Genomic DNA, 26188 nt, shown 5'->3' with positions numbered 1-26188 from the left:
CCCCATATTCCAGTGCTTAATCAAGTTTTAGTTTCTGTTAAGCGAACAACGTATTCTGCAACTTGCGTATTCAGTGGCACACCCAGCTGATTTAGGCATTCATGCAAAGTCTCTACCTTAACTTGACCTGTTGAACTATTTACACGGTTTTTCAATAGCAAATCATCCATTACACGCCCGCTCAAACACGTATTCATCTCTGTTAAAGTTACTGACGGCGCCATAGCAGGAGCAAACGATGTTGCAACTACACGGATACGCTTAGTATCTACATCTGCCTTTAAATCTGTATTTTTATTGGTCAATTCAAATTTGCGCATTTCCACTGCAGGATCATCTGGATTAACAACAGAAACCTGCGTCACAATCGCCTTTCGACTGATAGAAAACATCGTTGCTGGATTACAAACCGCATCAATATCTCCAGAAAGCGCAGCACTTACACCTGTAGCAGCAGTCGCTGAAGCTCGCTCAATAATCCGAAAATCACCAAGATTAAAAAACATATTATTTTTAGCCGCACTGCCTTCTATTTCTGTTGGTTTAAAACAAAATTGCAGCTCCTTACCTTGGTTGCCATCTAATAAAACCTGCCCAATTGGTGTACCTGCTAAATTCGTGCTTTCATTGGCATTAAAGTTTTTTTCTAAATGATCTAATGCAACGTCAGAAGTCTGCATTAATAAGGTTTGTACCTGAGCATTTGTCGCCAGCTTTAAGCTAAAGATACTGTTGCGGATAGCGTACAAGCCAACAACTGTGATTAATATCAGTAAAATCAATACAGTAATTAGGGTTACACCCTCTTGGTGTTTTGAATGATTTATCATTAGATATCCCCCAATCCACCATTACGGATCGCAATTGTTGTGGTATAGACTTGACGCATATAACCATCTTTAGCGGCCGTAATCGTCTGATCTAAAACTTTAAATTCTGTTTTCTCAGCCATTGCGACCTTTTCTGAAGAACGCACGAGCCAACCTAGATTCACCCCAATTACCGCTGGGCGCGGTACTGCATTAATAGCCTTATATTCATTCACATCTAAAGTACGTGTAGTGCCATTGGTATTACGAACAACCAATTGCACTCTCATATATTCAATATTTTTTGCAATAATTTCGCCAGCATTCGCCGCATAACTCGTTGTCAGTGTATTTACAGCATTAATAGTTTGAGATTCATAAGTCTGTGGAACAGTTTCACCCTCTGCAATAAACATGCTTGATGAACAATTTAGGTTGGCTTCACTTTTAGTGACATCTTTACTAATGTAATAGCGCTCAATGACATACCAACCTTTAGCGTAATTTGTACTAGTTTTTTCTGGCCCTTTTACTTTTTTACCATCACATGTAAAAGTATTCATTGGTGCTTGATACATAATGATCAGCTGATCACTTTTTGGATAAGTACTAAATGCACTGTCATTATTCACACTTGCCGATACTAAGTCATTGCCCGTCAGCAATACTGTTCCAATTTTCAGACCTTTTAAATTGCCATTTGCTGGAGGAGTAGCTGTGCTGCTTGTTTGATTGCTTAATACAATACCGCCATACAATGATGCATCATTAATAATGCTGGCATTGCCATGGTTTGCTAAACGGATATTCTTAGTGACGTAGTTAATCCCAAACAAACCGCTATCTTGCAAAGATGCGGCGGAGGATTGAATCCGATAGTTTTGCTGCCCACTTACAAGCATTTGAATTGCCACAGCAACCAATATCAGGCCCAATGTGATTGCAATCATTAATTCTATTAGCGTGAAACCAGCCTGTTTAAATGTTTTCATTAATATGCCTCCAGCACCAAGCAACTAGAATCATCTGCATATTTTCCATCTGTTTTTAAACATGCATTTTGAACTGAAGGAGCATCCGGAGTAGCTTTAGCATCAGTAATTGGCTGAGTTTCCCCCCAAGCCGCGATTAAACATACTCGCTCCTGACTTACCGAAGTATTTAAACAATTCATTACGCCAACTTTCATCCCTTTTGATACAGCAACATCACTGTATTGTTTTAAGTCATAAAGCGCCTGATTCGCCGCATTACAGCCGCTATCACAGTTAGGCAAAGAACTGGGTACAGCTGCCTTGTAATCACCTGTCGGATTTAGCCTTACTTTTTCTGCAAGTCCATTTAATAAAATAAGTGCATCAGCCCTTTTAATTGATTCTTCTGTCGCTGCTGTTGCTCTGACTTGCAGCGCTGCATAGCCTAGAATTGCGATAGCAAGGATTAGCATCGCAACCAGAACTTCCATCAATCCAACGCCTTTTTGACCGGAAACACCAATCATGAGCAGACTCCCCCTGGTGTAATTTCAACTGTTCCAAGGATACCAACCGTTAAAATATATGATCCAACAGAAGAGCAAAAAGTTATTGTTTGTGCAGCCGTTAAGTTTCCTTGAGCAGAAAACGCAAAACTATCACTCGACGTACTTTTAATATTTATTTTTTTTTCAACATTTACCACAAAGACACTATCTTTTTTTAGCGAAGCCGACATAGTCGTTGTATAGTTTGGCAAATTTGCACCGCATCCATCTTGAGTAACAGCAGATGCAGACTTACTCAGCGATGTACACACCACAGTAGATGCACGATTCAGCAATGCCCTGCTGCGGGCCTCTTTTAAAGTATCCCGCATATTAAAAGCCGTAGTTTTAAGATTTTCTTTAATCAATAAATTACTAAAAGAAGGAGCAGCCATCGTCGCAATAATCGCCACCACAGCAATCGTCACCATTAACTCAATTAAGGTAAACCCCTGAATTTTACGCATATTCCCCCTCCCCTAGGCCTTAGACTGACCCATGTAAACTATTACTTATTAAAATTACAAAAACCACACACAACAGATAAAAGGTATAAAAAAACAGATAATTGCCAAAAAGCAATTATCTGTCAATTCATAAAAAATTCAGAATGTTAAATGCTTAACACTTTAGGCTTGAGTTACCGGAATACGTAACTCTTTAGGTAAACTAAAGGTAATATTCTCTTCTCGGCCATCCAACTCTTTGGGCGCTTGTGCACCCCAATCCTGTAAACGCTGAATGACCTGCTTAATTAAAATTTCCGGTGCAGATGCGCCTGCTGTTACCCCAATCTGGGCATTTCCTGCAAACCATTCCTGTTTTAGCTCATCAGCATTATCAACTAGGTAAGCTGCTTTCCCCATACGTTCCGCCAGCTCACGTAGGCGGTTTGAATTTGAAGAGTTTGGAGAACCTACCACAAGTACGACATCACAACGTTCAGCCAGATCACGCACTGCATCCTGACGGTTTTGCGTAGCGTAGCAAATATCATCTTTACGTGGACCTTGAATCAGTGGAAATTTTTGGCGAAGGGCATCAATCACTTTCGCTGTATCGTCAATTGATAAAGTCGTTTGCGTGACAAAAGCGACTTTTTCAGGATTGCGCACCGTTAAAGCGGCAACATCTTCTTCATCTTCGACCAGATAAATTTCACCACCATTTTTCTTGTCATACTGACCCATGGTACCTTCGACTTCAGGGTGACCTTCATGACCAATCAGAATGGCTTCTACGCCTTCACGGGCATATTTGGTCACTTCAATATGCACCTTGGTCACCAACGGACAGGTCGCATCAAAAACCTTTAAACCACGGCGTTCGGCTTCAAGCTGTACCGCCTTGGAAACCCCATGTGCGCTAAAAATCACAATATTGTCATCGGGCACTTCATCGAGTTCATCAACAAAGATCGCACCGCGCTGACGCAGGTCATCAACTACAAATTTGTTATGTACCACTTCATGCCGTACATAAATCGGTGGATTAAAGCATTCTAGGGCACGGTTCACGATCGCAATAGCACGATCTACACCAGCACAAAAACCACGTGGGTTGGCTAAAACAATTTCCATAGAATCCTCAATACTCACACCATTTTTAGCGGTTCAATTGAAATAAATGTAAAACAATCGACTGGTAACTATTTAGTTTAAAGCCGGTCTACTCTAAAATAGAGAAGATATTTTATCATATCAGGAAAAATATCATGTCGGGTCTCTTGTTTGTCGTTTCTGCAGCGTCTGGAACAGGCAAAACATCCCTTGTTAAAGCCCTACTTGAGCGTGTCAACAACCTTCACGTTTCTGTGTCCCATACCACACGCGGTCAACGACCTGGCGAACTCGATGGCGTACACTATCACTTCTCCCAGAAAGACGATTTTTTAAATCTGGTCAATGAAGGTGGTTTTATTGAATACGCAGAAGTGTTCGGTAATTACTACGGCACTGCACAGGCGACTGTTAAAGAACAATTGGCCAAAGGCCATGATGTGCTGCTGGAAATTGACTGGCAAGGTGCACAGCAAGTCCGTCGACTTTTTCCTGAATCTAAACAAATTTTTATCTTGCCACCAAGTCAGTTTGACCTGCGTGAACGACTGTCTAACCGGGGTACGGACACAGTGGATGTGATTGAACATCGTCTGAGCTGTGCAGTGGAAGATATGCAGCAATATAGCAACTTCGACTATATTATTATTAATGATGACTTTAATAAGGCACTGCATGACCTGGAAGCAGTGATCATCGCCAACCGTTTAACCTTGTCGCAGCAAGCCAACCGTCATGAAAAACTGATTCAGCAGCTGATCACACCGACTGAACAGTGATTAAAACTTGAGTCTATAGGCAAAGCCTTTTATACTGTGCAGTCTGTTAAAATTTATTATTCAAACGAGAATTCTTATGGCACGCGTCACCGTTGAAGATTGTTTAGACCATGTAGACAACCGCTTTGAGCTTGTACTAGTGGCAAGCAAGCGCGCGCGTCAATTGGCACGTCAAGGTATTGAACCAACTGTAGAATGGGACAATGACAAACCGACTGTTGTTGCTTTACGTGAAATCGCTGCAGGTCATGTATCCAAAGATATTTTGAAACAACGTGATCAGGATTACCAAACTTCGAGCTTGGATCTGGCACTTTCTGCAAACAACCTTAATCTGGATGGCTTTTCTTTCCAATAAGCCCTCCTCCTGAAAAAAAGCCTAGTTTAAAACTAGGCTTTTTTTGTTTTCTGGCTTTTATATTTATGCTAGAACGGTTATAACTTAACAGTTAGCTCCCGAGTTTGTCCCGGTTTTCTGCTTTTAAGCATGAAAAAAATTGACAAGCTTTATGATTTCGATTTCATTAGAGCTTTCAGTTTTTTGTTTGTAAGAAAATCCAGTTTAAAAGGTGTTTTATGCCAGGGCCACAGGTCAGTCAAGCCAAGCAACAATTACATATCATTATCGACGCGTATTTAAATGAAAGCGAAGTCGAGCGTGTGCTTGCGGCTTGTGATTATGCAGATCTGGCCCATGAAGGTATTACCCGTAAAAGCGGCGAACCCTATATTCTGCACCCGATTGCGGTAAGCTGTATTTTGGCTCATATGCGGCTGGATACTGAAACCCTGATGGCCGCCCTGCTGCATGATGTTATTGAAGATACTGACTTTAACAAAGATGATATTAGCGAGACTTTTGGTTTTACCGTGGCCGAGCTGGTCGATGGCGTGACCAAACTGAGTCATTCCAGCGATAAAGAATATAATAAAGCCGCGTCATTCCGAAAAATCCTGCAAGCCACCTTACAGGACCCACGTGTCATTATTGTGAAACTGGCTGACCGCTATCACAACATGACCACTTTGGAGGCGCTGCGCCCGGACAAACGTGCGCGTATCGCCCGCGAAACCTTTGAAATTTTTGTGCCGATGGCACGTATTGTCGGCATGAATGAGATGGCAGATAACTTAGAACATCTGTGTTATCAAAATCTTGATCTGGACATGTATAACAACGTTCAGGCAGCGCTGTTAGAAACCAAGCCAAAACGTTGTGAATATCAGGCGATCTGGGAACAAAAGCTGAATGATCTCTTAGAAGACTATAAAATTGAAGGTCGAATCAAAAAGAAAAACAATAATATTGAGCTGTTACGCCACTTTGTTAAAAATGATATTGACCTGCAAGAACTGACCCATAGCCATGCCTTTGAAATTATTTTACAAAGCATTGCAGATTGTGACCGTCTGGCAGAAATTCTGACTCAAAGCTTTAAAATTCAAAGCTATGAAGATCATATTCGCCGTCCATTACCCGGTGGCAACCAGTCCTTGATGATGCGTTTAAAAGGCGAAAAGACCACCTTGTCGCTCACCATTCAAACCGAACTGATGCGTAAAGCCGCACGTTTTGGTGTGGTACTGGGTGAAAATGCCCCGCAAGCCTGTCGTTCTGCAATTCAGGCCTCGATGCAAAATCTGAACGTGTTGGTCGATGGTGAATGCGCCAAAACCACCTTTAGTGAATTACTGGATTATCTGCATCAGGAAAAAATCTGGGTATATACCCCGCATGGGCATTTACACGAATTGCCGCAAGGTGCGACAGCGGTTGATTTTGCTTATGCGGCCAGCCTGTTTCTGGGCAACCATGCCATCGGGGCGAAAATTAACAATGAGACCAAACCGCTCTCTACCCCGCTAGTCAGCGGCCAGGTGGTCGAAATCATTACCGATGTCCTGGCAACCCCCAACCCGGACTGGCTCAGCTTTATTAACACCCAGAAAGCCCGCCGTGCCATTCAGAATATCTTGCGCGATCAGGATCTGGACGAACAGCGTCTGGTCGGTCAGCAAGCACTGAATCGTGCCCTAAAACTGTTTCATCGTTCGATCCGGGATCTGACCGAAGCTGACTGGAAAAACCTGCTGGAATGGCGTCATATTGCCACCAAAGAGCAGCTGTTTGAACAGATTGCTGTTGGTGATTTATTGCCGCAACTGGTGGCCAATCATCTATTTGCCCAAGACCAGCATCAGAATATTGCCAGCTCGGGACGCCTGATTCAGGGTACTGAAGGCGTCGATGTCAAATATGCCCATTGCTGCAATCCGGTGCTGGGCGACCCGATTCAGGGTCATCTGACCCGTCGCGGCCTGATTGTGCATCGTTCACGCTGTCATAACCTGCTGCATGAACAGCATCAGCATCCGGAAAATATCATGCCCTTGCAGTGGACCGCCGATGATCTGGACGACATCAGCTTTACCGCCTATCTCTGTATTGATCTGGCCATGGATGATGAGCAGATTTCTGACCTGATCTATCAATGCCGTAAAGCACATTCCGGGGTGGAAATGGTGCGTACTCAGGATGAGCAGACCTATGTCAATATCGTGGTACACAACCGTAAACAGATTGCCCAGATCATCCGTGACCTGCGTATGTATTTCGGTTTTCCGCGCATTACCCGTCTGACCCAGCCGGTCATTCTGAGCGAAGCCTCTAAAGCGAGTTAATCATTTAAAACGATAATGCTGTTGTCGCTTGAACTGATCGAATATGATGCATGTCGATGATAAAAGGAGAAATTAATGTCCCGCCAAGTAATCCATACTGAAAATGCCCCTGCTGCGATTGGCACTTATTCGCAAGCCATTTTAGTGGGTGATACCTTATATCTATCAGGTCAAATTGGTCTGGATCCGTATAGTATGGAACTGGTTGAAGGCATTGAAGCTCAAATTCGCCGGGTGTTTGATAACTTAAAAGCCGTCTGCGAAGCGGCCGGTGGCTCTCTGGCAGACATCGCCAAACTGAATATTTATCTGACTGATTTATCGCACTTCCAGCTGGTGAACCAGATTATGGGTGAATATTTTGCCCAGCCTTATCCAGCACGTGCAGCACTCGGTGTTGCCAACCTGCCGAAAGATGCTCTGGTCGAGATGGATGGCATTGTCATCATTCAGCAATAATTTTTAAAATTTATGTAATACCTAAACTTCTATATTTCGTTTGCAATCATGAATCACTCAAGCAAAAACCCAAGCAATAATCGGATTTTTGCTTGAGTGATATTTTTTTATCTAAATCACCAATCATTATAAAAGCTATTTCAAATGATTTTTATTGACAAACGATAACAATTATCAATAATATTACTTATCTTATTTAAACACTGTGGTTGTGTCCTATGTACGTTTGTTTATGCCGTGGCATTACAGATCAAGACATTAAAGATGCTATTGCAAATGGCGCTGAAAGTTATCGTGATGTACGCGATGCATTGGACTTGGGAACTTGCTGTGGCCGCTGTGCCCCAGAAGCCCGTATGATCATCAGTGATGAAGTTTCACAAATTGCGGCCCGTCTGGCTGTGGCCGCCTAAACCGAATAAAGATAATGATAACACCAATGATCTAAGATCATTCTTCCTCCCCCGCCTCTGACTCTGGCGGGTTTTTATTGTGATTCATCTAAGCCGAGATGGATTCGATTGCGATTTTCATTTGCTGTTCTATAAATTACTCGCCATTGCCCCCTGACTTGCTTTACTATCATGAGTTAGAGCGCTTTCTTAGAAAGATAAAACAGGTTCAAATGGAGTTATGTGATGAAAGGCAATCGTGATGTGATTAATCAGCTCAATCAGGTGTTGTATCACCATCTAACTGCGATTAACCAGTATTTCCTGCATTCGCGCATGTTTAATGACTGGGGTATTGAGAAACTGGGCTCGGCAGAATATAAAGAATCCATTGTTCAGATGAAGCATGCCGACAAGATTATTGAACGGATTTTATTTTTAGAAGGTCTGCCAAATCTGCAACATCTGGGCAAACTGTATATCGGCCAGCACACTCAAGAAGTGCTGCATTGTGATGTGCGCAAAGTCAAAGAAAATATCGAAACCATTCAGAAAGCTGTAGCACTGGCTGAAACGGAAATGGATTATGTGACTCGCGATCTGCTACAGGAAATTCTGGAAAAAGAAGAAAACTATCTGGACTGGACGACCACGCAAATCGATCTGATTGAAAGTGTGGGTATCGAAAACTATATTCAAAGTCAGCTCTAAGATTCGATTCACAATAAAAAAAGCCAGCATCTGCTGGCTTTTTTTGTACTTATTGGCGAGGCATATCCCGCGTCACTTCTGCATAGCTGAGTTCAGTTTTCTGAATCGTATTTAAACGCTGAAGTTGATGCTGTGCTTCATCTACATAGCCGTTGTAAGCCAATAAACGAATATATTTTAAAAAGTTGTATTTGGTTGGATAGCTCACCACCAGCTTTTCATATTGATGGATTTCATCTTCGCTCATCTTGCGATAAGGATTGACCTGAATCCAGTCAATGCGGTGATTAAACTCAGTCAATAGATAGATCGGCTTTTCATTAGTGATCTTTTCTGGCTGCATTTCATAGCGAATACTTTGTCCGAGTTTTGGCACCGCAACATCATAATCACGGTAAATCACGAGCAATAAGATCAATCCAAGGCTAAAAGTCAGTTTCATCCATATCGAAGGCAACGTAACCGTTTTAATTTTTGGATTCTGCGCCAAGACCGTACCTAGAATGAAACCGGCTGGTAACAGGAAATAGGCATAATGTTGTGGAAACTCAAACATGGCATGTGTCACAAATGCCCCAATCATCAGAATCCCGATGACAGACTCTGGAGTATTGACCCAGCGTTGTAACTGATAACCCAAATAACCGAAATAGGCCAAGAAAGGCAGACCGATGAGCAGTCCATTCCAGATCAAAAAGTCCAGAATAAAATTATGCGCGCTACGAATCCAGACCGGACCTTGCACCGTATCGCTGATCGAAACAAAAGCCACACTGGTCTGATACCAGCCATAGCCAAACCATGGCTGCGCCTGAATTGCAGCCAGCATCTGCTCCCAGATTGCGAGGCGTGACATATCGCCGGTGGCACGCGACACCACATCCCGGCTTTGTACGACATCCGCATCTATCGCTTGGGCAGCGAGCTGACTGAGTAATGGAAAAGCTACGATACAAGCAATAAAGAAGATGAACCAAGTGATGCTGTAATACCATTTTAGGCGAATAATCCCTTTATATTGATAGAAACCTAGATACAACATAATTGCGATCGCAGCCACCCAAGCAGTACGTGACTGACTTAAAGCCACTCCCATAACAATCACAGCAGCGCAGGCAAATAACCACTTGGTCTGGATTTTTTTCTTTTCATACAAATAAAGGCAGCTCATCAAGGCCATGACCAAGAAAGTCGCCATATTATTGGGCTGGGCAAAGTTGGCATAAGGTCGCTGGTTGCCGCTGATATTCACCATGCCTGGCAATACAGAATCCAGATTAGACCACTGACACAGCGCAATTAAACCCGTAATCGTTCCTGAAGCTAAAAATACATAACTCAAGTTGCTAAAGGTTTCTTCCCGGCTATAGTTTCCGGTTGAAAGGTGATAACCCAGCACACTTGCCAGCCAAAAGCTAAACACGAAAATAAAGCCCATCATGGCGATACTAAAAAACAACACCTGCCCTGCCAGAAAATGTACAAACGGCACACTGGCGAGTAGCAATAAAGGTAAGCTAATAGCGGGGATTTTTAGTTTTTCTTTTAGGCAGATTGCGGCTAATGTAAATAGCGAAAAGAAGGCATACAGCTCACCGGTATAGGTGACCCAAGGCCGGTAGTGAACAGGCATGAGCCACGCGAGGGAGATCAGGATTGCTGCGATGAGGGCAAGCGTGAATTTCATGGAAATATCAGGCAGTGGAAGTTTGGCACATGATAAACAAAAAGCAGATTAAAGGGTAATCTGCTTTTTTTTGATCTTTCAAATATAAGTTAATTCCAGGGGCGGAGGTCGACGATTTTAATCACTTCTACTTTTTCTTTATTGATTAAAACTACCATATCAACGGCATTGGCTTTAAGTGGTAACCATGCATTGGCATCTGGGTATTTAGCCAAAGTTCTTTCAACCCCTGTTTTTAGATTGTATTGTTCAAGCTCTTTTAACGGTAAAGCACGTTTCTGGATTTGGTTTTTGGCTTGACTCAGTTCTACATAACGCTCTGGACGTTGTGCAATGGAAATACCACTAAATACTTCTGCAAACATTTCATCATTACGTTGTTGTGTATCTTTTGCAAATTCAGTTGCGACATATTGTGGTTTAAACCATGAAGGTTGTTGGAATTGTGGGTGGGCTCGCTGAATATTACTGTCAACCAATTCATTTTTTCTAACTAATTCAAAACGATCAACATTATAAACTAACCATGCAGGACGACCCTGTTCAATGCTATAAACCCCATAACTTAAAGCAGCAATTTGAATAGCAATGATTACCGCGAGGTCAAATTTTAGAGTCTTTTTACCTTCTTTATACACAAGCCAACCTAGCAATGGTCCGACAATGACATCAATCGCCAGCATCATTAAAAAAATTTGGGTAACACCGACTGCACTTGCAAGTGGATATGGATACCAAATAAAAAATAACAGTCCAATCAGTAATATAGCAATTAGTACTGAAATAAATAAATGGCCGAGAAAAAATTTTATACGTCTTGACATTTTTTAGAATAGGTCCACAGCCGAAAATTTATAAAATGATTCAAGCAAATTTTTATTATTATCTAGATTTCTTAATTTATTTACCATCTCAAGAAGTGCTTCTTCAAGCTCACCTTTTAACATAAGATGAGGGTGATCTAATACTGGTGAACCACTAAAACCTATCATTGAAGCTACGCTATATAAATTATCACCTTCAAAAGGTGATACATAAATATAGTATCGATTGAATTTTTTAGGCATACCATATTGATCTTTTTCACTACTATAAAATGTAATACATGCTTTAATCATATCTAAACTCCTGAATAAACTAATCGCTCCCAATTATTTCCAATATGAGAATTAATATTATATTTTACAATCAAATTCTTTATATAAGAAAAAACCGTCTCCTTCATAAAGGACACGGTTTTTTTACTTTTCTAACGCTAATAACTCAAAACTTCTTAAGATTTAGTTACACGGCAGTTAGAAGGAACATATTTATAGTCTTTGGCATCATCAACAGCACAACCCCAAACAATTGGTAAACCTGGTTTAATTTCGTCAGTTGGTAAAGCACCATCAACAATAGTACCACTACCAGGTACTAAATACAGTACATCACCTTCCATCGCACCTGCAATTTGACCATCGTAAGTAATAGTAATCAGACCTTCGCCAGCAGCTGGTTCAGCTACATCGGCAATTGCAGCGATCTCGATTTTTTCAACGTTCTCAGTTGAAGTAAATTCAAATCCATAAGAACTATTTGCTGCATCGCCTGTACCATCATATGCAGCTACTGCGCCAGAACTACGAGCAGACAAAGTTTCTGCCACTGCTGTTTTTGCAGCCGAAGCCAGAGATAGACCTTCTGTTACTTTTGCACGAATTGTATAGCTTTGATATGCAGGAATTGCGACTGCAGCCAAAATACCGATAATTGCTACAACAATCATTAATTCAATAAGGGTAAAACCCTTTTGTACTGTATTCATAACATTCTCCACAAATGTTTTTTGTTTATTTATAAGCCTAAAGAAAAAGCTCATTTAGCTTAATTTTATATTTAGCACTAAGTGTGCCAAGTTTTATTATAATAAAATTGAGAGAAAAAACAGCACTTTAAAAAAATATTTTTATTTTTGTAACTATCATGTTTAATTTTGTGTAACTAACTGACAAAAAATGTCAGTTAGTTGACTAAAATCACCCCAGAATAATCGGCTTATTCCCTAATTCATTTTCTAAATCTACTATTTTCCGATCATAGTACTGATCTAAAACCTTTCCAATCTGCCTTATTCCCTCAATCACACCTTCTTTAAACTTCTGCTGAGCCAGATTTTGAATGATGTTTTGACAGATTTCATCCCAGACTTGCTGGGTCGTCGCATTCTTAATTCCCCGATCAATCACAATTTCAACCTTGTGCTCACACAGGTTCAAATAAAGCAGTACCCCACTATTATATTCGGTATCCCAAACGCCAAGCTCAGCAAAGAGTTGTCGAGCCCGACATAAGGTATCTTGATAATAAGCAGATCGTGAAGGCAGACAGCCTTCAATCACCACCTGAATCTCCCCGACATGCCCATGCTCGGCTTCTTCGACTGCCACTGCAATGGCATGCTGATCCTGCTTGGAGAAAAAGCGTTTGGTTGCCGGCATATAAAAGAAATGCTTGAGCCAGCGTTTAAAACTCGGCTGCGCATGCTCTTCCAGCTTCGGCCGCGTGACAATTTCTGTCGTATCTGTCGTTGTTACCATGAGCCTGATGCTCCTCCCCCACCAAATCCACCACCGCCACCGCCGAAGCCGCCGCCCCCAAAACCACCACGACCACCGCCGCCGCGGCCACCACCTGCCATAAAGGCATGTAGAATCAGCTGGGCCAGTGAAGTGACCAATAAAAAGAATACCCCGGCACCAATCATTAAACTGGCAATTAAACCCATGCCATTGACCAGACCGGCAGCTGTCCCTGCAACTGCGGCAGTCGCAGCACTGAGTTTCCTGCCAAAAATCATGGAACCTATGACACCCGCAATAATAATAAAGATGACACTCCCAAAAGTAGCTTGCGATGCTTTTTGGGCCTGATAAGCCTGTTCCTGACGCTCTTTCAACTCATCCGCGGCCTGTGCTGCAATTTCAGGATCTAAATTTAAAATTCGTTCAATTTCGGTTAACCCGGAATCAATGCCCTGCGCATACTGACCTTGCTTAAAAAATGGCGTGATCTTGTCATTGATAATCCGACCTGCCACGATATCGGGTAGCACCCCCTCCAGGCCGTAACCGGTCAAAATTTGAATACGGCGATCATTAATGGCAATGGTCATCAACAAACCATTGTCGCGTTTAGCCGAGCCAAGCTGCCAGGCTTCAGCAACGCGCATGGAGTAATCAAAAATATCTTCCTGCCCCGTGGTCGGAACAATGACTACACCTATTTGCCCTTTACCTTCATTATAAAGTTTTAGAATACGCTGACTGAGTTGCTGTTTTTCAGTAGGACTGAGTAAATTTGCCTGATCAATGACCGGTTCATTCAGACTGGGTAAGTCGCGCTGAAGCTGCCCTTCTGCCATGTCATTGGCAATTTGTGGCTGCTGGGCTGAGGTTGTTTCAGTAGCCGTTTGAGCTGTTTGAGAATTAGTCGCAGCCGGATTTTGCAATATTTCACGTGCAACAATAACTTCTTCGGTATCGGTTGCTGTGGCGGTTTCTGCTGATACAGGCACTACCATCCCCATGGCCAACATGAGGAGCAACCCGGCACAGTATTTCAGCAGCATCTCAGACATCTGATTTCTCGCTTATTTACAAGTCAGTCATTATTCAAAGGAAACCGTTGGAGCTTTTTGGGCACTTTGCTCGGCACTAAAGTTTGGTTTGGTATCCATACCAATTACTTTGGCGGTCATCACTTGCGGGAATTGACGCGCATAAGAGTTAAAGTCCTGAACCGTAGTGATATAACGGTTACGTGCTACAGCGATTCTATTTTCAGTACCTTCGAGCTGTACCTGTAAATCACGGAACTGCTGATTGGCTTTCAGGTCTGGATAATTCTCGGTCACCGCCAATAAACGCGACAAAGCACTGGTCATTTGCGACTGCGCTTCCTGATAACGCTGGAATAATTCAGGATCTTCCAGTACTTCACGATCCACTTTTAAACCGGCAACATTGGCACGTGCTTGAGTCACTTCGGTCAATACCTGCTCTTCATGCGCGGCATAGCCTTTGACTACATTGACCAGATTGGGTACCAAGTCGGCACGGCGCTGATACTGGTTTTGCACTTCAGACCATGATGCGGTGACCGCTTCATCTTTCACCTGCAAAGTGTTATAGCCACATCCTGTGAGGGTCAAGGTACTGGCCAGCATCAGGGTTATTAAAGATTGTTTTAATAGACGCATGATGTTTATCCTCAATTATTTATTGATATTGATTTAATTAATTTGATTTTAAACAGTATTTTCTAAAGTTTTGTTACTTTTTATAATATTTTTTAATGGACTGTCTTTCCGTTGAATCAGACTCAAAAATAAAAAACCCGCCGAAGCGGGTTTTCTTGAATGATATGCGTTGATGGCTAACGATTAGATATCCAGATAATCCAGAATTCCTTCTGCGGCCTGACGGCCTTCCCAGATCGCAGTAACTACCAGATCAGAGCCGCGCACCATGTCACCACCGGCAAAGATTTTTGGATTTGAGGTCTGGAACTTGTATTGCTGCTGTTCAGCGGCAATGACACGACCTGAACCATCCAGATTAATCTCGACATCGGCGAACCAGTCAGCAGGGCTGCTACGGAAACCAAAAGCCAGCAAAACGGCATCGGCGGGCAAAATTTCTTCTGAACCCGAAATTGGTTCCGGGCTACGGCGACCACGAATATCCGGCTCCCCCAACTGTGTGCTAATCACTTTCACCCCTGTGACCTTGCCATGTTCACCGACGATTTCGATCGGCTGACGGTTGAATTGAAATTCGACCCCTTCTTCGCGTGCATTTTGTACTTCACGACGTGAACCCGGCATGTTTTCTTCATCACGACGATAAGCACAAGTTACTGTCTCAGCACCTTGACGAATCGAAGTCCGGTTACAGTCCATCGCTGTATCACCACCGCCCAGCACAATGACTTTTTTGCCTTGTACGCTGATATATTCAGCCGGATCTTTTTCCCAGCCTTGAGTACGGTTGACATTGGCAATCAGGAAGTCCAGTGCATCAACAACACCATCCAGGTCTTCGCCGGCAAAACCACCTTTCATGTAGGTATAGGTGCCCATACCCATGAATACCGCATCATAATCATTAAGTAACTGGTCAATCGTGACATCGGTGCCAATTTCAGTGTTGAGACGGAATTCCACGCCCATGCCGGTGAAAATTTCACGGCGGCGTTTCATCACATCTTTTTCCATTTTAAATTCTGGAATACCAAATGTTAAAAGACCACCAATTTCCGGACGTTTGTCAAACACGACTGGCTTTACGCCGGCACGAACCAAAATATCCGCACAGCCAAGTCCGGCAGGACCTGCACCAATAATCGCGACTTTTTTATTGGTCCACTTCACATTAGACATATCCGGACGCCAGCCCAAAGCAAAGGCGGTGTCATTGATATATTTTTCAGCATTGCCAATGGTGACTGCACCGAAACCGTCGTTCAGGGTACAAGCTCCTTCACATAAACGGTCTTGCGGACAAACACGACCACAGACTTCCGGCAAGGTATTGGTCTGGTGGCACAGTTCCGCTGCCTGAAACAAACGTCCTTCAGCCACCAGTTTCAACCAGTTCGGAATGTAGTTATGTACCGGACATTTCCACTCACAATACGGGTTACCACAACCGAGACAACGATGAGTCTGGTTCGCAGCGATTTCCGCAGTAAACGGTTTATAAATTTCCACAAATTCTGCTTTGCGGACATCAAGCTCTTTTTTCTCTGGATCTTGGCGTGCGACATCCAGAAATTGAAAGTCATTACTCAGGCGTTCTGCCATGTCTCTCTCCGTGGCTAGAGGTAAGGGCTTTACAGTTACCTTACTTCTGCCTATATATCTGTTGGTCGTGGAATTATTGTGGATCAGCTTGAGTTGTTTTTAACAGCGTTTGCAAGTTGGCTGCTTTTGGTTTTACCAACCAGAACTTACGGCTATAGAAATCAAACTCATGGCGGATCTTGTACGCCCAAGCACTACCGGTTTCTTTAATATGTTCATCCAGGATACGACCCAGAAAGGCTTTGTGCTCTTCCATCGCTTCGGTGGAAATACGATTCAGCTCAATTAGTTCGTGGTTATAATGATCAACGAAGTCATTATCCAGATCAAGTACATAAGCAAAACCACCGGTCATACCCGCCCCGAAGTTATGTCCAACTTTACCCAGCACGGTCACAATCCCACCGGTCATATATTCACAGCAGTGATCGCCGGCACCTTCGATGACCGCAAATGCGCCCGAGTTACGCACCGCGAAACGCTCGCCTGCCGTACCCGCGGCATATAGCTTACCGCTAGTGGCACCGTAGAGGCAGGTGTTGCCAATGATTGCGGTATTTTGGGTCTGGAAAGGCGAACCTTTTGGCGGGAAGATCGAAATGCGACCACCGGCCATGCCTTTACCGACATAGTCATTGGCATCGCCTTCAAGGCTGATGTGCAGACCACCGGCGTTCCAGACACCGAGCGACTGACCTGCAGTACCGTTCAGGTGTACTTTCACTGGATGATTTTCCATGCTCAGGTTGCCATAACGGCGGGCAATTTCACCGGATAAACGCGCACCAATCGAACGGTCACAGTTACCAATCGAGAAGTGATACTCACCGCCTGTTCCGGCTTCAATCGCAGGCAGGATTTCCGCCACCATTTTCTCTGCCAGAATCCCTTTATCAAATGGCGCATTGCCTTGAACTTGGCAATACTGCGCTTTGCCTTCCGCAGCAGGATGGGATTCCAGTAATTTACTTAAATCCAGATGCGCATGCTTGGCGGTCTCACCCGGCAAGACTTCTAATAAATCTGTCCGGCCAATCAGGTCTTTTAGACGCGATACACCCAGTGCTGCCAACCATTCACGGGTTTCTTCAGCAATAAAGGTGAAGAAGTTGATCAGCATTTGTGGCTCGCCAATATAATGCTCTTGACGTAAGTGATCCTGCTGAGTTGCTACACCGGTTGCACAGTTATTCAAGTGACAGATACGCAGGTATTTACAACCAAGTGCAATCATTGGCGTTGAACCAAAACCAAAGCTTTCAGCCCCTAAAATCGCGGCTTTGACCACATCCAGACCGGTTTTTAAACCGCCATCGGTTTGTACGCGAACTTTACCACGCAGGTCGTTGACACGAAGAGCCTGATGCGCCTCAGAAAGACCCAGCTCCCACGGTGAACCTGCATGATGAATTGAAGAAAGTGGCGAAGCCGCTGTACCGCCATCATAACCAGAAATGGTAATGAAATCGGCATAGGCTTTCGCTACACCTGCCGCAATCGTACCGACACCCGGTTCAGAAACCAGCTTAACGGACACCATCGCCTGTGGGTTAACCTGTTTTAAATCAAAGATCAACTGTGATAAATCTTCAATTGAATAGATGTCATGATGCGGAGGTGGCGAAATAAGCGTGACACCCGGTACAGAGTAACGTAAACGGGCAATCAGACCATTCACTTTACCACCCGGCAACTGACCACCTTCACCTGGTTTTGCACCTTGCGCGACTTTAATCTGTAGAACTTCTGCCGATGTTAAATACGCAGGTGTCACACCAAATCGGCCCGATGCAATTTGTTTGATTTTCGAGTTACGGATGGTGCCGTAACGTGCTGGATCTTCACCGCCCTCGCCTGAATTCGAGCGACCGCCAATCGTGTTCATGGCAATCGCTATCGCCTCATGTGCTTCAGGTGACAGTGCGCCCAAAGACATGCCGGCGGAGTCAAAACGTGGCAGAATCTCTTCCACCGATTCCACTTGATCGACTGGAATCGAGTTGTCTGTTTTCAGTTTAAACAGGTCACGAATCGTGGCGATCGGACGCTTGTTCACCAGTTCTGCATATTCTTTAAAGTCAGCATAATTACCCGAACGTACTGCTTTATGTAGCGAATTGATCACATCCGGGTTAAAAGCATGGTATTCCTTGCCGAATACGAATTTCAGCAAGCCGCCCTGATCAATTGGCTTACGGTTTTTCCAGGCAATATCCGCCAACTGTTTCTGATCATTTTCAAGATCGACAAAAGTGGCACCCTGAATACGACTTGGCACACCGATGAAGCATTTATCCACCACTTCATTCGATAGACCGACTGCTTCAAATAACTGACCGCCACGGTAAGAGGCTACCGTCGAAATTCCCATTTTAGATAGAACTTTTAGTAAGCCTTTTTCAATGCCTTTACGGAAATTGTTTTGTGCATAGATTGGATCACCCAAGAGCTCGCCTTTGGCGACCAGATCATTGATCACGTCATAAGCCAGATACGGATAGATCGCGGTTGCGCCAAAGCCGAGAAGCACTGCGAACTGATGTGGATCACGGGCAAAACCGGTTTCAACAATCAGGTTGGCATCGGTACGCAAACCAGTATTAATCAAGTAATGATGCACCGCACCGGTCACCATAAAGGCATTGGCTGGCAAGTGGCCTTCACGGATTTTCTTGTCTGAAAGCATCAGTAAAGTTTTGCCATCACGAATCGCTTGTGCAGCCTCGATGCAAATACGCAGAATTGCGGCTTGTAAACCTTCAGTTTCAGTATAGTTCAGGTCGATGTCCGCAATTTCGTAACCTTTACGCCCCAAGGTACGAATTTGATGCATTTTCGAGTTTGAAAGAACCGGACTGGAAATAATCAGACGGTCAGCATGTTCAGGCCCCTGTTCAAACACGTTCTGTTCACGGCCTAAACAGGTTTCCAGTGACATCACGATCGATTCACGCAGTGGATCAATTGGCGGGTTGGTCACCTGCGCAAACTGCTGACGGAAATAATCCGACACATGGCGCACCTGACGTGACAATACTGCCATGGGCGTATCATCGCCCATCGATCCCACAGCTTCCTGACCACTTTCCGCGATTGGACGCAATAACTGGTCACGTTCTTCAAAGGTTACCATGAACATTTTCTGTGCCGCTTTCAGGCCATCGCCTTTTAAGCCTTGATCACATAAATATTCTTCCAGCTCGGGGCTACCTTGCAAACGCACAGAATTTTCACGTAACCATTCACGGTATGGACGCATACGTTTTAGATGATGATTCACATCTTGCGTATCCAGTACCTTGCCGGTTTGCGTATCGATCACCAGCATTTGGCCGGGGCCAACACGTCCTTTAGAAATCACATCTTCAGGTTGATAACCCCAGACCCCAATTTCCGACGCCAGCGTGATATAACCATTTTTGGTAATCACCCAACGTGCCGGACGCAGACCGTTACGATCCAGCATACAAATCGCATGACGGCCATCCTGAATCACCAGACCTGCCGGGCCATCCCAGGCTTCCATATGTTTTGAGTTAAATTCATAGAAAGCACGCAAGTCCGCATCAAGCGTTTCCACGTTCTGCCACGCAGGCGGAACCAGCATACGTAAGGCACGGAACAGATCCATACCACCACCGACCAGAATCTCCAGCATATTATCCAGGCTTGAAGAATCCGAACCGGTACGATTCACAATCGGTTTCAGTTCAGTTAAACCCGGCAATAACGGATTTTCAAATTTTGGCACACGCGCCATGGCCCAGTTACGGTTGGCCGTAATGGTGTTGATTTCACCATTGTGCGCCAGATAACGGAACGGCTGTGCCAACGGCCAGCGTGGCAAGGTATTGGTCGAGAAACGTTGATGAAATACCACGATATGTGATTCCAGACGCGGATCAGCCAGATCGGTATAAAAGTCTGCAATCGCTTCCGGCATCATCAAGCCTTTATAGCTGATGACCGTTGAACATAACGTGGTGACATAGAATGAGGTGTCATTCAGCAGCAATTGTTCTGCACGACGACGCGCCAGGAATAACTTACGGTTAAATTCAACCTCGGTCACGCCCATCGGGCAATTGACAATAATCTGTTCAAATGCCGGCATCGATTGCAAGGCAATTTCACCCAGTGCATCGACATGGGTTGGAATCACACGCCAAGCCAGAACAATGAGACCTTCAGCTTCAATTTCTTTGTTTAAAACCTGTTTGGCATGTGCAGCAAGCGCAGGATCAAGATTTAGGAACACCGAACCGACAGCAAAGACTTCACTTAAAGTCGTATCACTTAAGCGTTTTGCTTCTTCACGAAAGAACTTTTTCGGCATCGCCAAAAGCAGACCACAGCCATCCCCAGTCTTGCCATCGGCGGCAATACCACCACGATGGGTCATACAACTTAGGCTATGAATCGCGGTCTTGACAAGATCATGGCTTGCATCGCCCTGCATATGGGCAATTAAACCAAAACCACAGTTATCTTTAAACTCATCCGGTTGGTATAAACCTTGAGCGGGAGCTACATTATTAGGCGATGGCATGTGCATAGCGTACCCTTCTTTTCACGAAGCCTTACAGGCTGTTAAACAATCTAAATTCTTCTCTGCGCTGCGTGTAATGGACTTTCGAAGACCGTCTTGCTAGAGCAAAATCTTTTCATCTTTATTTCTTCAGACTAGTCCTTTTTCAGACTGAATGCATAAAAAAATAAAGTTTATTTTGCTGATGAATAACATAAAAATCAGGAATAAATATGACATTCATAGGTTGTCATCGAATCATTTTTCGCGCTAAAACAGGGAGATTAATTCAATCCATGCACCAATAAAGCAAATTACATGCCAATAAATAGCACATAAATTAAAACCATACAGATGACAAAGCTTTAACAAGGATTACAGGGATACTGGTTATTTTTAATGTTTATTTTTTGCACCAAAAGCGCACATTTCTAATTAGGTCATTTTTTTGGTGCGCTATTTTAGAACGGATTAGTTAAAAGGATCACTAATCTCATTGTTTTGAGGACGGGAATTCCCCCCTTGGTTCGGTCGATTATTATTGTTTTGTGGTTGCGGAGCACCTTCTACAGCGCTCTCGGATTTCTGTACATCGAGCACATTTCCAGCGGCATCACGACGCACAATTGTGGTACTGGTGGTCGCATCCGAACTACGCGGTTTAACCTCAGCCCGAGTTTGCTGTCTGAGTCGTACAGCTTCATCTACCTTCGGTAAAGGTACGTTTTTCAAGCGAATCTCATACAGCTTTTGATTGCTTGCCAACTCCTCTGAACCCAGATTATTGACCAGACTGACATACTGCTGTATTGGCACCACTTCAGGCTTCACTGAAGCAGGCAAATTTAAATTCAATGTAGATAAGGCCTGATTGGCTTCTGCGGCGGTCTTATACTGACCATACAGCAGCACATATTGTTCTGGCTGATTTTCACCGGATATTCTTAGATAAATAAAAGGCTTACGATCTGGCTGTTTTTTAAGAAAGCTTTTGAGAATGGCTTCATTGCTGACGCGAAATAATTCAATCGCATGCTGTTTTTTCGCCTCATTAACAAATTTGGTGCCGCGAAATTCTGGCTCATGAGTGGCATTTACAATGGTGCGCGTATTCAAATCGAGGGGTTTGACCTCGTCAAAAAGCGCACCAAGATGGGTCATTGTCGCTACTTTTTCCGGCTGAATTTGTAATTGAACTTTAGTTTCTGGCTTTTTTTCCACTTCAATTACCGCATCTGAATCAGTAATGGCCCAAAAGATCAAGGCTGCAAATAGACAGCATACACCACAGACCAGCCAGAAATAGTGCTGAACCTTTTGCCAAGGAGTGTGTAATGCTGTCATAAAAACTAAAACCTATGCCTGATTCGCTAAAATTGCCTGTTGCATTCGCTCAAGATCAAAATCCCGAGTAATCACAGCTTTGCCTAATTGTTGCAACAACACCAGACGCAATTGTCCATTCAAGACTTTTTTGTCATGGGCCATATATGCCAGGAAATCATCAAGAGGGATTTTAGGACAAACGATCGGAAGTTTGGCACGAGAAATGATTTTTTTTGTACGCTCCAGATCACTCTGAGAAATCCAGCCCATACGCTGTGATAAATCTGCCGCCATGACCATACCTGTTGCAACAGCCTCACCATGTAGCCAGACACCATACCCCAGATAAGATTCAATCGCATGTCCAAAAGTATGCCCCAGATTCAGTAGAGCACGTTCCCCTTGCTCTTTTTCATCATTGGCGACAATCCGGGCCTTGTGCGCACAGGAACGATAAACGGCCTCAGCCAGTAGTTTCTCATCACGACTGACCAGAGCATCCATGTTCTCTTCAAGCCAGAGCAGAAATGATTCATCACCGAGTAGCGCATATTTAATCACTTCAGCCAAACCGGCCGAAAGTTCACGATCGGGTAAAGTAGAAAGTTGCGACATATCGGCCAGCACCACTTGCGGTTGCTGAAATGCACCAATCATGTTTTTACCCAGTGGATGATTAATCCCGGTTTTTCCACCGACACTGGAATCGACTTGAGACAGTAAAGTCGTCGGTACCTGAATGAAGTACACGCCACGCTGGAAACATGCCGAAGCAAAACCGGCCATATCGCCAATCACACCACCACCGAGCGCAAGCACCGTACAGTCCCGGTTAAAACCAGCTTCAAGCAATGCATCAAAGATCAGATTCAGATGCTGGCTATCCTTATATTTTTCACCATCGGGCAAAATACAGGTCGCAACATGCTTGTCTAAAGCTGCAATCGCAGTTTGATAATGCTGCAAATAAAGTGGCGCAACCGTGGTATTGCTCACAATCATCACTTGCTTGCCATGAATATAGGGAGCCAATAAGGCCTGTGGATCAAGATCGCTCCCGATAAAAATAGGGTAACGACGTTCTCCGAGTTCTACATATAAGGTTTGCATGTTTGATTAACCACTTTATTCAATGTACTTAGTTCTTGGAAGTAATGAGATTGAGAATCCGCTGCGCCAGATCTCGTGCCGCACCCTGATTGGTCTCAATGATATGATGTGCCACTTCCCGATACAAGGGGTCACGAACTGCCAATAAATCACGTAACTTTTGTTCCGGATTTTCGACTTGGAGGAGTGGACGGTTTTTATCGCGATAGGTACGCTGCAGTTGAATTTCAACCGGCGTATAGAGATAAACGACGATCCCACGCTGTTTCAGATAGTCCCGATTCAAGACCTGAGTAATGGCACCACCGCCAGTGGCTAAAACTAAATGGGGGCGTGAAGTCAGTTCATTAATTACAGCAGTTTCACGGTCACGAAAACCCTGTTCCCCTTCTTTCTCAAAAATCCAGGGAATCGTCGCACCTGTTTTACGTTCAATTTCATGATCGCTATCTAGAAATTCGCGTCCTAACAATTCTGCGAGATGTCGTCCTACTGTTGTTTTACCGGCCCCCATCGGCCCTACCAAATAAAGATTTGGTAGGGTTTCAAACTCTTTGCTTGGCAAGGAGTCACCTATTCGTTTTGTTAAATTCAAAATATATTAATGATTTCTTGAAACACTGTCATTAACAATTCGAGGTGTAACGAAAATCAGCAACTCACGCTTGTTATCCGATTTTAAATCTTTACGGAATAAACGCCCTACATAAGGAATATCCCCCAGGAATGGCACCTTGGTTTGTGCATTACGGGTTTCCTGCTCAAAAATCCCACCCAGGACCACTGTTTCACCATTATCCACCAGCACATTGGTATTGATCTGGTTTTTATTAATAGTCAATTGTCCGGTCGGCGTTGGGTTGCCTGGGGAGTCACTGGTAATATTCAGCTCCATCTGCACTTTCCCATCTGGAGTAATACTTGGCGTGACATCCAGACTCAAAGTCGCATCAATAAACTCAGTAGTGGATACAGCATTGGCCCCTCCACCTTCAGCAGATTGATACGGAATTTGTGAACCAGATGCAACCGTGGCTTTTTGCTTGTCTGCTGTGAGTACTTTTGGTGTTGAAATAACTTCACCATAGCCATCCGCTTGCAATGCAGACAGTTCAAGATCCAGCATAAAATCAGAGAGACTAATCAAACCAAAGGCAATACGGCTGGCGCCCGGACTGGTGACACCCAAGTCTACATTCAGGTTTTGTGGACGCTGAATTTCATAAGTATATCCGCCCAAATCACTTTCTTGCGGATCTCTGAGATCCCACAACGTCGTATCGCTACCACCGACCAGAAGGCTATTATTGTTGGTAATTCCTTGTGACAGAATCCCCCACTTCACCCCCATTTCTTTAGTGAAGTCAGTGGTGGCACGTACAATACGCGCCTCAACCATTACCTGCTTGACCTGTACATCGAGCAGATCCACCATATTCCGGATTTTATCGATAAAAGGCTGGGTATCATTCACAATAATGGTATTGGTTCGTGCATCGATAGACACTGAACCACGTGAACTTAATAAACTTTCTTTATCATCATTATTCGTGGTGTTACTTGAACCGCCCGAACTAGATGCACCTTTATTTTGAGTGATCAGTTTTTCAATATCTGTAGCTTTAGCATAACTCAGCTGCATATATTCAGTCTGAATAGGGGCAAGTGCAACGCTCTGCTTCAAGGCTTTTGCCTCTTCCTCTTCTGCCTTAATCAGTTCTGTCACTGGTGCAATCCAGATCACATTGCCATTACGGCGTTTATCCAGGTTTTTGGTTTTCAGTACAATATCCAGTGCCTGATCCCAAGGCACTTCTTTTAGGCGCAAGGTAATATTGCCTTGTACACTATCTGCTGCCACCATATTGATATCGGTAAAATCAGCCAAAAGCTGTAGTACACGACGTACTTCAATATCCTGGAAATCGAGTGAAATTTTCTTGCCGCTATAAGCCACGGTCTTCGGACGTAGCGGACTCTTGGCTTCCGGACGTTTCAAACTAATGGTCAGCTTATTATCCGTTTGATAAGCCATATATTCATAACTTTCCCCGGACTGGATCGTAATCACGCCTGATCCATTTTGATTCACTGCATCCACACTCGACACAGGCGTCGCGAAATCATTCACATTCAGACGACGGGTCAAATGCGTCGGGATCTTCGTGCCTAAGGTTCGAACAATGATTTTAGTCCCCTGCTGCTGTACATCGACCGGGGTGTTGTTGCCTGCCAAGTCAATCACCACCTGACCTTCACCTTGAGCCCCACGCTGGAAACTGATATTGCTAATTCCCTGAGCTGACTGCTGTAATACCGGTTGAGCTGTCGCGACTGGTGTGACTGAATTGATTTTCAGGATAAAGGTATTCCCTTCAACTCGCGTGGTAAAGGCACCAGCATCTGCCAGATTAACAGTCAAACGGGCACGTTGTGCATCCGAAGTCACATCGACCGAACTGGCTTCACGTGTTGCCACCGGAATATTGCTTTGCTTTAAGTTTTGTTGGGCCTGGTCAAAATCTAAAATTAGACGCGAAGGTGATTCTAATTGATAGGCTTGTGGCTGTGGTGGCAAACCATTGAACATCACCCGAATTTCAGTTCCTTGTCCAGGAAGCTGCATAGCTACGATATTGGTCACGGCTACCTGTGCGCTGGCTGCTTGCATCACCGCAATCGCAACAGCACCCATTGAAAACTGACGAAACACACGATTCATTGTATTAGCATCCCCAAAAATAAATTCTTTAATACTCTTATTCATTGTTATTCCCTA

General features: G+C 44.0%; 24 protein-coding genes. 6 read left to right on the top strand and 18 right to left on the bottom strand.

Going from position 1 to position 26188, the window contains the following annotated elements; all coding sequences use genetic code 11:
- Nucleotides 1–20: 20 nt before the first annotated feature.
- The 5 genes from FTU87_RS11425 to ispH all read right to left on the bottom strand — a co-directional run bounded on the left by FTU87_RS11425 (nucleotide 21) and on the right by ispH (nucleotide 3911).
- Complete coding sequence (locus tag FTU87_RS11425; RefSeq protein WP_180097414.1) at nucleotides 21–830, bottom strand: hypothetical protein; 810 nt, start codon at nucleotides 828–830, stop codon at nucleotides 21–23.
- Nucleotides 830–1801, bottom strand: coding sequence for a PilW family protein (locus FTU87_RS11420; protein WP_180097411.1), 972 nt, complete (start codon nucleotides 1799–1801; stop codon nucleotides 830–832). The genes FTU87_RS11425 and FTU87_RS11420 overlap by 1 nt, the downstream gene beginning before the upstream one ends.
- Nucleotides 1801–2310 carry a type IV pilus modification protein PilV gene (gene pilV, locus FTU87_RS11415; protein WP_180097408.1) on the bottom strand — a complete coding sequence of 170 codons (510 nt, stop codon included), beginning with the start codon at nucleotides 2308–2310 and terminating at the stop codon, nucleotides 1801–1803. The genes FTU87_RS11420 and pilV overlap by 1 nt, the downstream gene beginning before the upstream one ends.
- Nucleotides 2307–2798 (bottom strand): GspH/FimT family pseudopilin, encoded by a 492-nt coding sequence (locus tag FTU87_RS11410; RefSeq protein ID WP_180097405.1) that lies wholly within the window; start codon nucleotides 2796–2798, stop codon nucleotides 2307–2309. The genes pilV and FTU87_RS11410 overlap by 4 nt, the downstream gene beginning before the upstream one ends.
- A 162-nt stretch (nucleotides 2799–2960) precedes the next feature.
- Nucleotides 2961–3911, bottom strand: coding sequence for a 4-hydroxy-3-methylbut-2-enyl diphosphate reductase (gene ispH / locus FTU87_RS11405; protein WP_180097402.1), 951 nt, complete (start codon nucleotides 3909–3911; stop codon nucleotides 2961–2963).
- 134 nt (nucleotides 3912–4045) lie between these two features.
- Between ispH and gmk the strand changes: the two genes are divergently transcribed.
- The 6 genes from gmk to bfr all read left to right on the top strand — a co-directional run bounded on the left by gmk (nucleotide 4046) and on the right by bfr (nucleotide 8913).
- Complete coding sequence (gene gmk, locus FTU87_RS11400; protein WP_074383620.1) at nucleotides 4046–4669, top strand: guanylate kinase; 624 nt, start codon at nucleotides 4046–4048, stop codon at nucleotides 4667–4669.
- A 76-nt stretch (nucleotides 4670–4745) separates the two neighbouring features.
- Nucleotides 4746–5027 (top strand): DNA-directed RNA polymerase subunit omega, encoded by a 282-nt coding sequence (gene rpoZ / locus FTU87_RS11395; RefSeq protein WP_004650579.1) that lies wholly within the window; start codon nucleotides 4746–4748, stop codon nucleotides 5025–5027.
- 218 nt (nucleotides 5028–5245) lie between these two features.
- A complete protein-coding gene (locus FTU87_RS11390; RefSeq protein WP_180097399.1) occupies nucleotides 5246–7351 on the top strand; it encodes a bifunctional (p)ppGpp synthetase/guanosine-3',5'-bis(diphosphate) 3'-pyrophosphohydrolase in 2106 nt (701 codons plus the stop codon).
- A gap of 75 nt (nucleotides 7352–7426) precedes the next feature.
- Nucleotides 7427–7810, top strand: coding sequence for a RidA family protein (locus FTU87_RS11385; RefSeq protein WP_180097396.1), 384 nt, complete (start codon nucleotides 7427–7429; stop codon nucleotides 7808–7810).
- A 218-nt stretch (nucleotides 7811–8028) separates the two neighbouring features.
- Complete coding sequence (locus FTU87_RS11380) at nucleotides 8029–8223, top strand: bacterioferritin-associated ferredoxin (protein WP_005094295.1); 195 nt, start codon at nucleotides 8029–8031, stop codon at nucleotides 8221–8223.
- 225 nt (nucleotides 8224–8448) lie between these two features.
- Nucleotides 8449–8913 carry a bacterioferritin gene (gene bfr, locus FTU87_RS11375; protein WP_180049914.1) on the top strand — a complete coding sequence of 155 codons (465 nt, stop codon included), beginning with the start codon at nucleotides 8449–8451 and terminating at the stop codon, nucleotides 8911–8913.
- A gap of 49 nt (nucleotides 8914–8962) precedes the next feature.
- Here bfr and FTU87_RS11370 read toward each other — a convergent pair whose 3' ends face one another.
- The 13 genes from FTU87_RS11370 to pilQ form a co-directional block, all read right to left on the bottom strand.
- Entirely contained in the window at nucleotides 8963–10600 is a 1638-nt protein-coding gene (locus FTU87_RS11370; RefSeq protein ID WP_180097393.1) for a PglL family O-oligosaccharyltransferase, read from the bottom strand.
- Nucleotides 10601–10689: 89 nt separating this feature from the next.
- A complete protein-coding gene (gene tfpZ / locus FTU87_RS11365) occupies nucleotides 10690–11424 on the bottom strand; it encodes a TfpX/TfpZ family type IV pilin accessory protein (RefSeq protein WP_180097390.1) in 735 nt (244 codons plus the stop codon).
- A gap of 3 nt (nucleotides 11425–11427) precedes the next feature.
- Nucleotides 11428–11718, bottom strand: coding sequence for a hypothetical protein (locus FTU87_RS11360; RefSeq protein WP_180097387.1), 291 nt, complete (start codon nucleotides 11716–11718; stop codon nucleotides 11428–11430).
- 155 nt (nucleotides 11719–11873) lie between these two features.
- Complete coding sequence (locus FTU87_RS11355) at nucleotides 11874–12407, bottom strand: pilin (protein ID WP_180097384.1); 534 nt, start codon at nucleotides 12405–12407, stop codon at nucleotides 11874–11876.
- A 211-nt stretch (nucleotides 12408–12618) separates the two neighbouring features.
- On the bottom strand, nucleotides 12619–13179 hold the full coding sequence (locus FTU87_RS11350; protein WP_180097381.1) for a TPM domain-containing protein: 561 nt from the start codon (nucleotides 13177–13179) through the stop codon (nucleotides 12619–12621).
- A complete protein-coding gene (locus tag FTU87_RS11345; protein ID WP_180097379.1) occupies nucleotides 13173–14219 on the bottom strand; it encodes a YgcG family protein in 1047 nt (348 codons plus the stop codon). The genes FTU87_RS11350 and FTU87_RS11345 overlap by 7 nt, the downstream gene beginning before the upstream one ends.
- Nucleotides 14220–14249: 30 nt before the next feature.
- A complete protein-coding gene (locus tag FTU87_RS11340) occupies nucleotides 14250–14840 on the bottom strand; it encodes a LemA family protein (RefSeq protein ID WP_004281156.1) in 591 nt (196 codons plus the stop codon).
- A 183-nt stretch (nucleotides 14841–15023) separates the two neighbouring features.
- The gene (locus FTU87_RS11335) at nucleotides 15024–16445 is read right to left on the bottom strand and encodes an FAD-dependent oxidoreductase (RefSeq protein WP_180097376.1); all 1422 of its coding nucleotides are present in this window, start codon (nucleotides 16443–16445) and stop codon (nucleotides 15024–15026) included.
- Between the two features lie 73 nt (nucleotides 16446–16518).
- Nucleotides 16519–20994: a glutamate synthase large subunit gene (gene gltB, locus FTU87_RS11330; protein ID WP_180097374.1), complete on the bottom strand. Its 4476-nt coding sequence runs from the start codon at nucleotides 20992–20994 to the stop codon at nucleotides 16519–16521.
- A 450-nt stretch (nucleotides 20995–21444) separates the two neighbouring features.
- Nucleotides 21445–22317 carry a hypothetical protein gene (locus FTU87_RS11325; protein WP_180097371.1) on the bottom strand — a complete coding sequence of 291 codons (873 nt, stop codon included), beginning with the start codon at nucleotides 22315–22317 and terminating at the stop codon, nucleotides 21445–21447.
- Between the two features lie 12 nt (nucleotides 22318–22329).
- Complete coding sequence (gene aroB / locus FTU87_RS11320; protein ID WP_180097368.1) at nucleotides 22330–23409, bottom strand: 3-dehydroquinate synthase; 1080 nt, start codon at nucleotides 23407–23409, stop codon at nucleotides 22330–22332.
- Between the two features lie 28 nt (nucleotides 23410–23437).
- A complete protein-coding gene (gene aroK / locus FTU87_RS11315; RefSeq protein ID WP_005094320.1) occupies nucleotides 23438–23974 on the bottom strand; it encodes a shikimate kinase AroK in 537 nt (178 codons plus the stop codon).
- 36 nt (nucleotides 23975–24010) lie between these two features.
- A complete protein-coding gene (gene pilQ, locus FTU87_RS11310; RefSeq protein ID WP_180071988.1) occupies nucleotides 24011–26176 on the bottom strand; it encodes a type IV pilus secretin PilQ family protein in 2166 nt (721 codons plus the stop codon).
- Nucleotides 26177–26188: the final 12 nt, after the last annotated feature.

Origin of the sequence: Acinetobacter sp. YH12156 (genome assembly GCF_013418235.1) — a bacterium.
Taxonomy (GTDB): domain Bacteria; phylum Pseudomonadota; class Gammaproteobacteria; order Pseudomonadales; family Moraxellaceae; genus Acinetobacter; species Acinetobacter pseudolwoffii.
The sequence above is the reverse complement of the archived record's forward strand: the minus strand, read 5'-3'. Positions and strand labels throughout refer to the sequence as shown.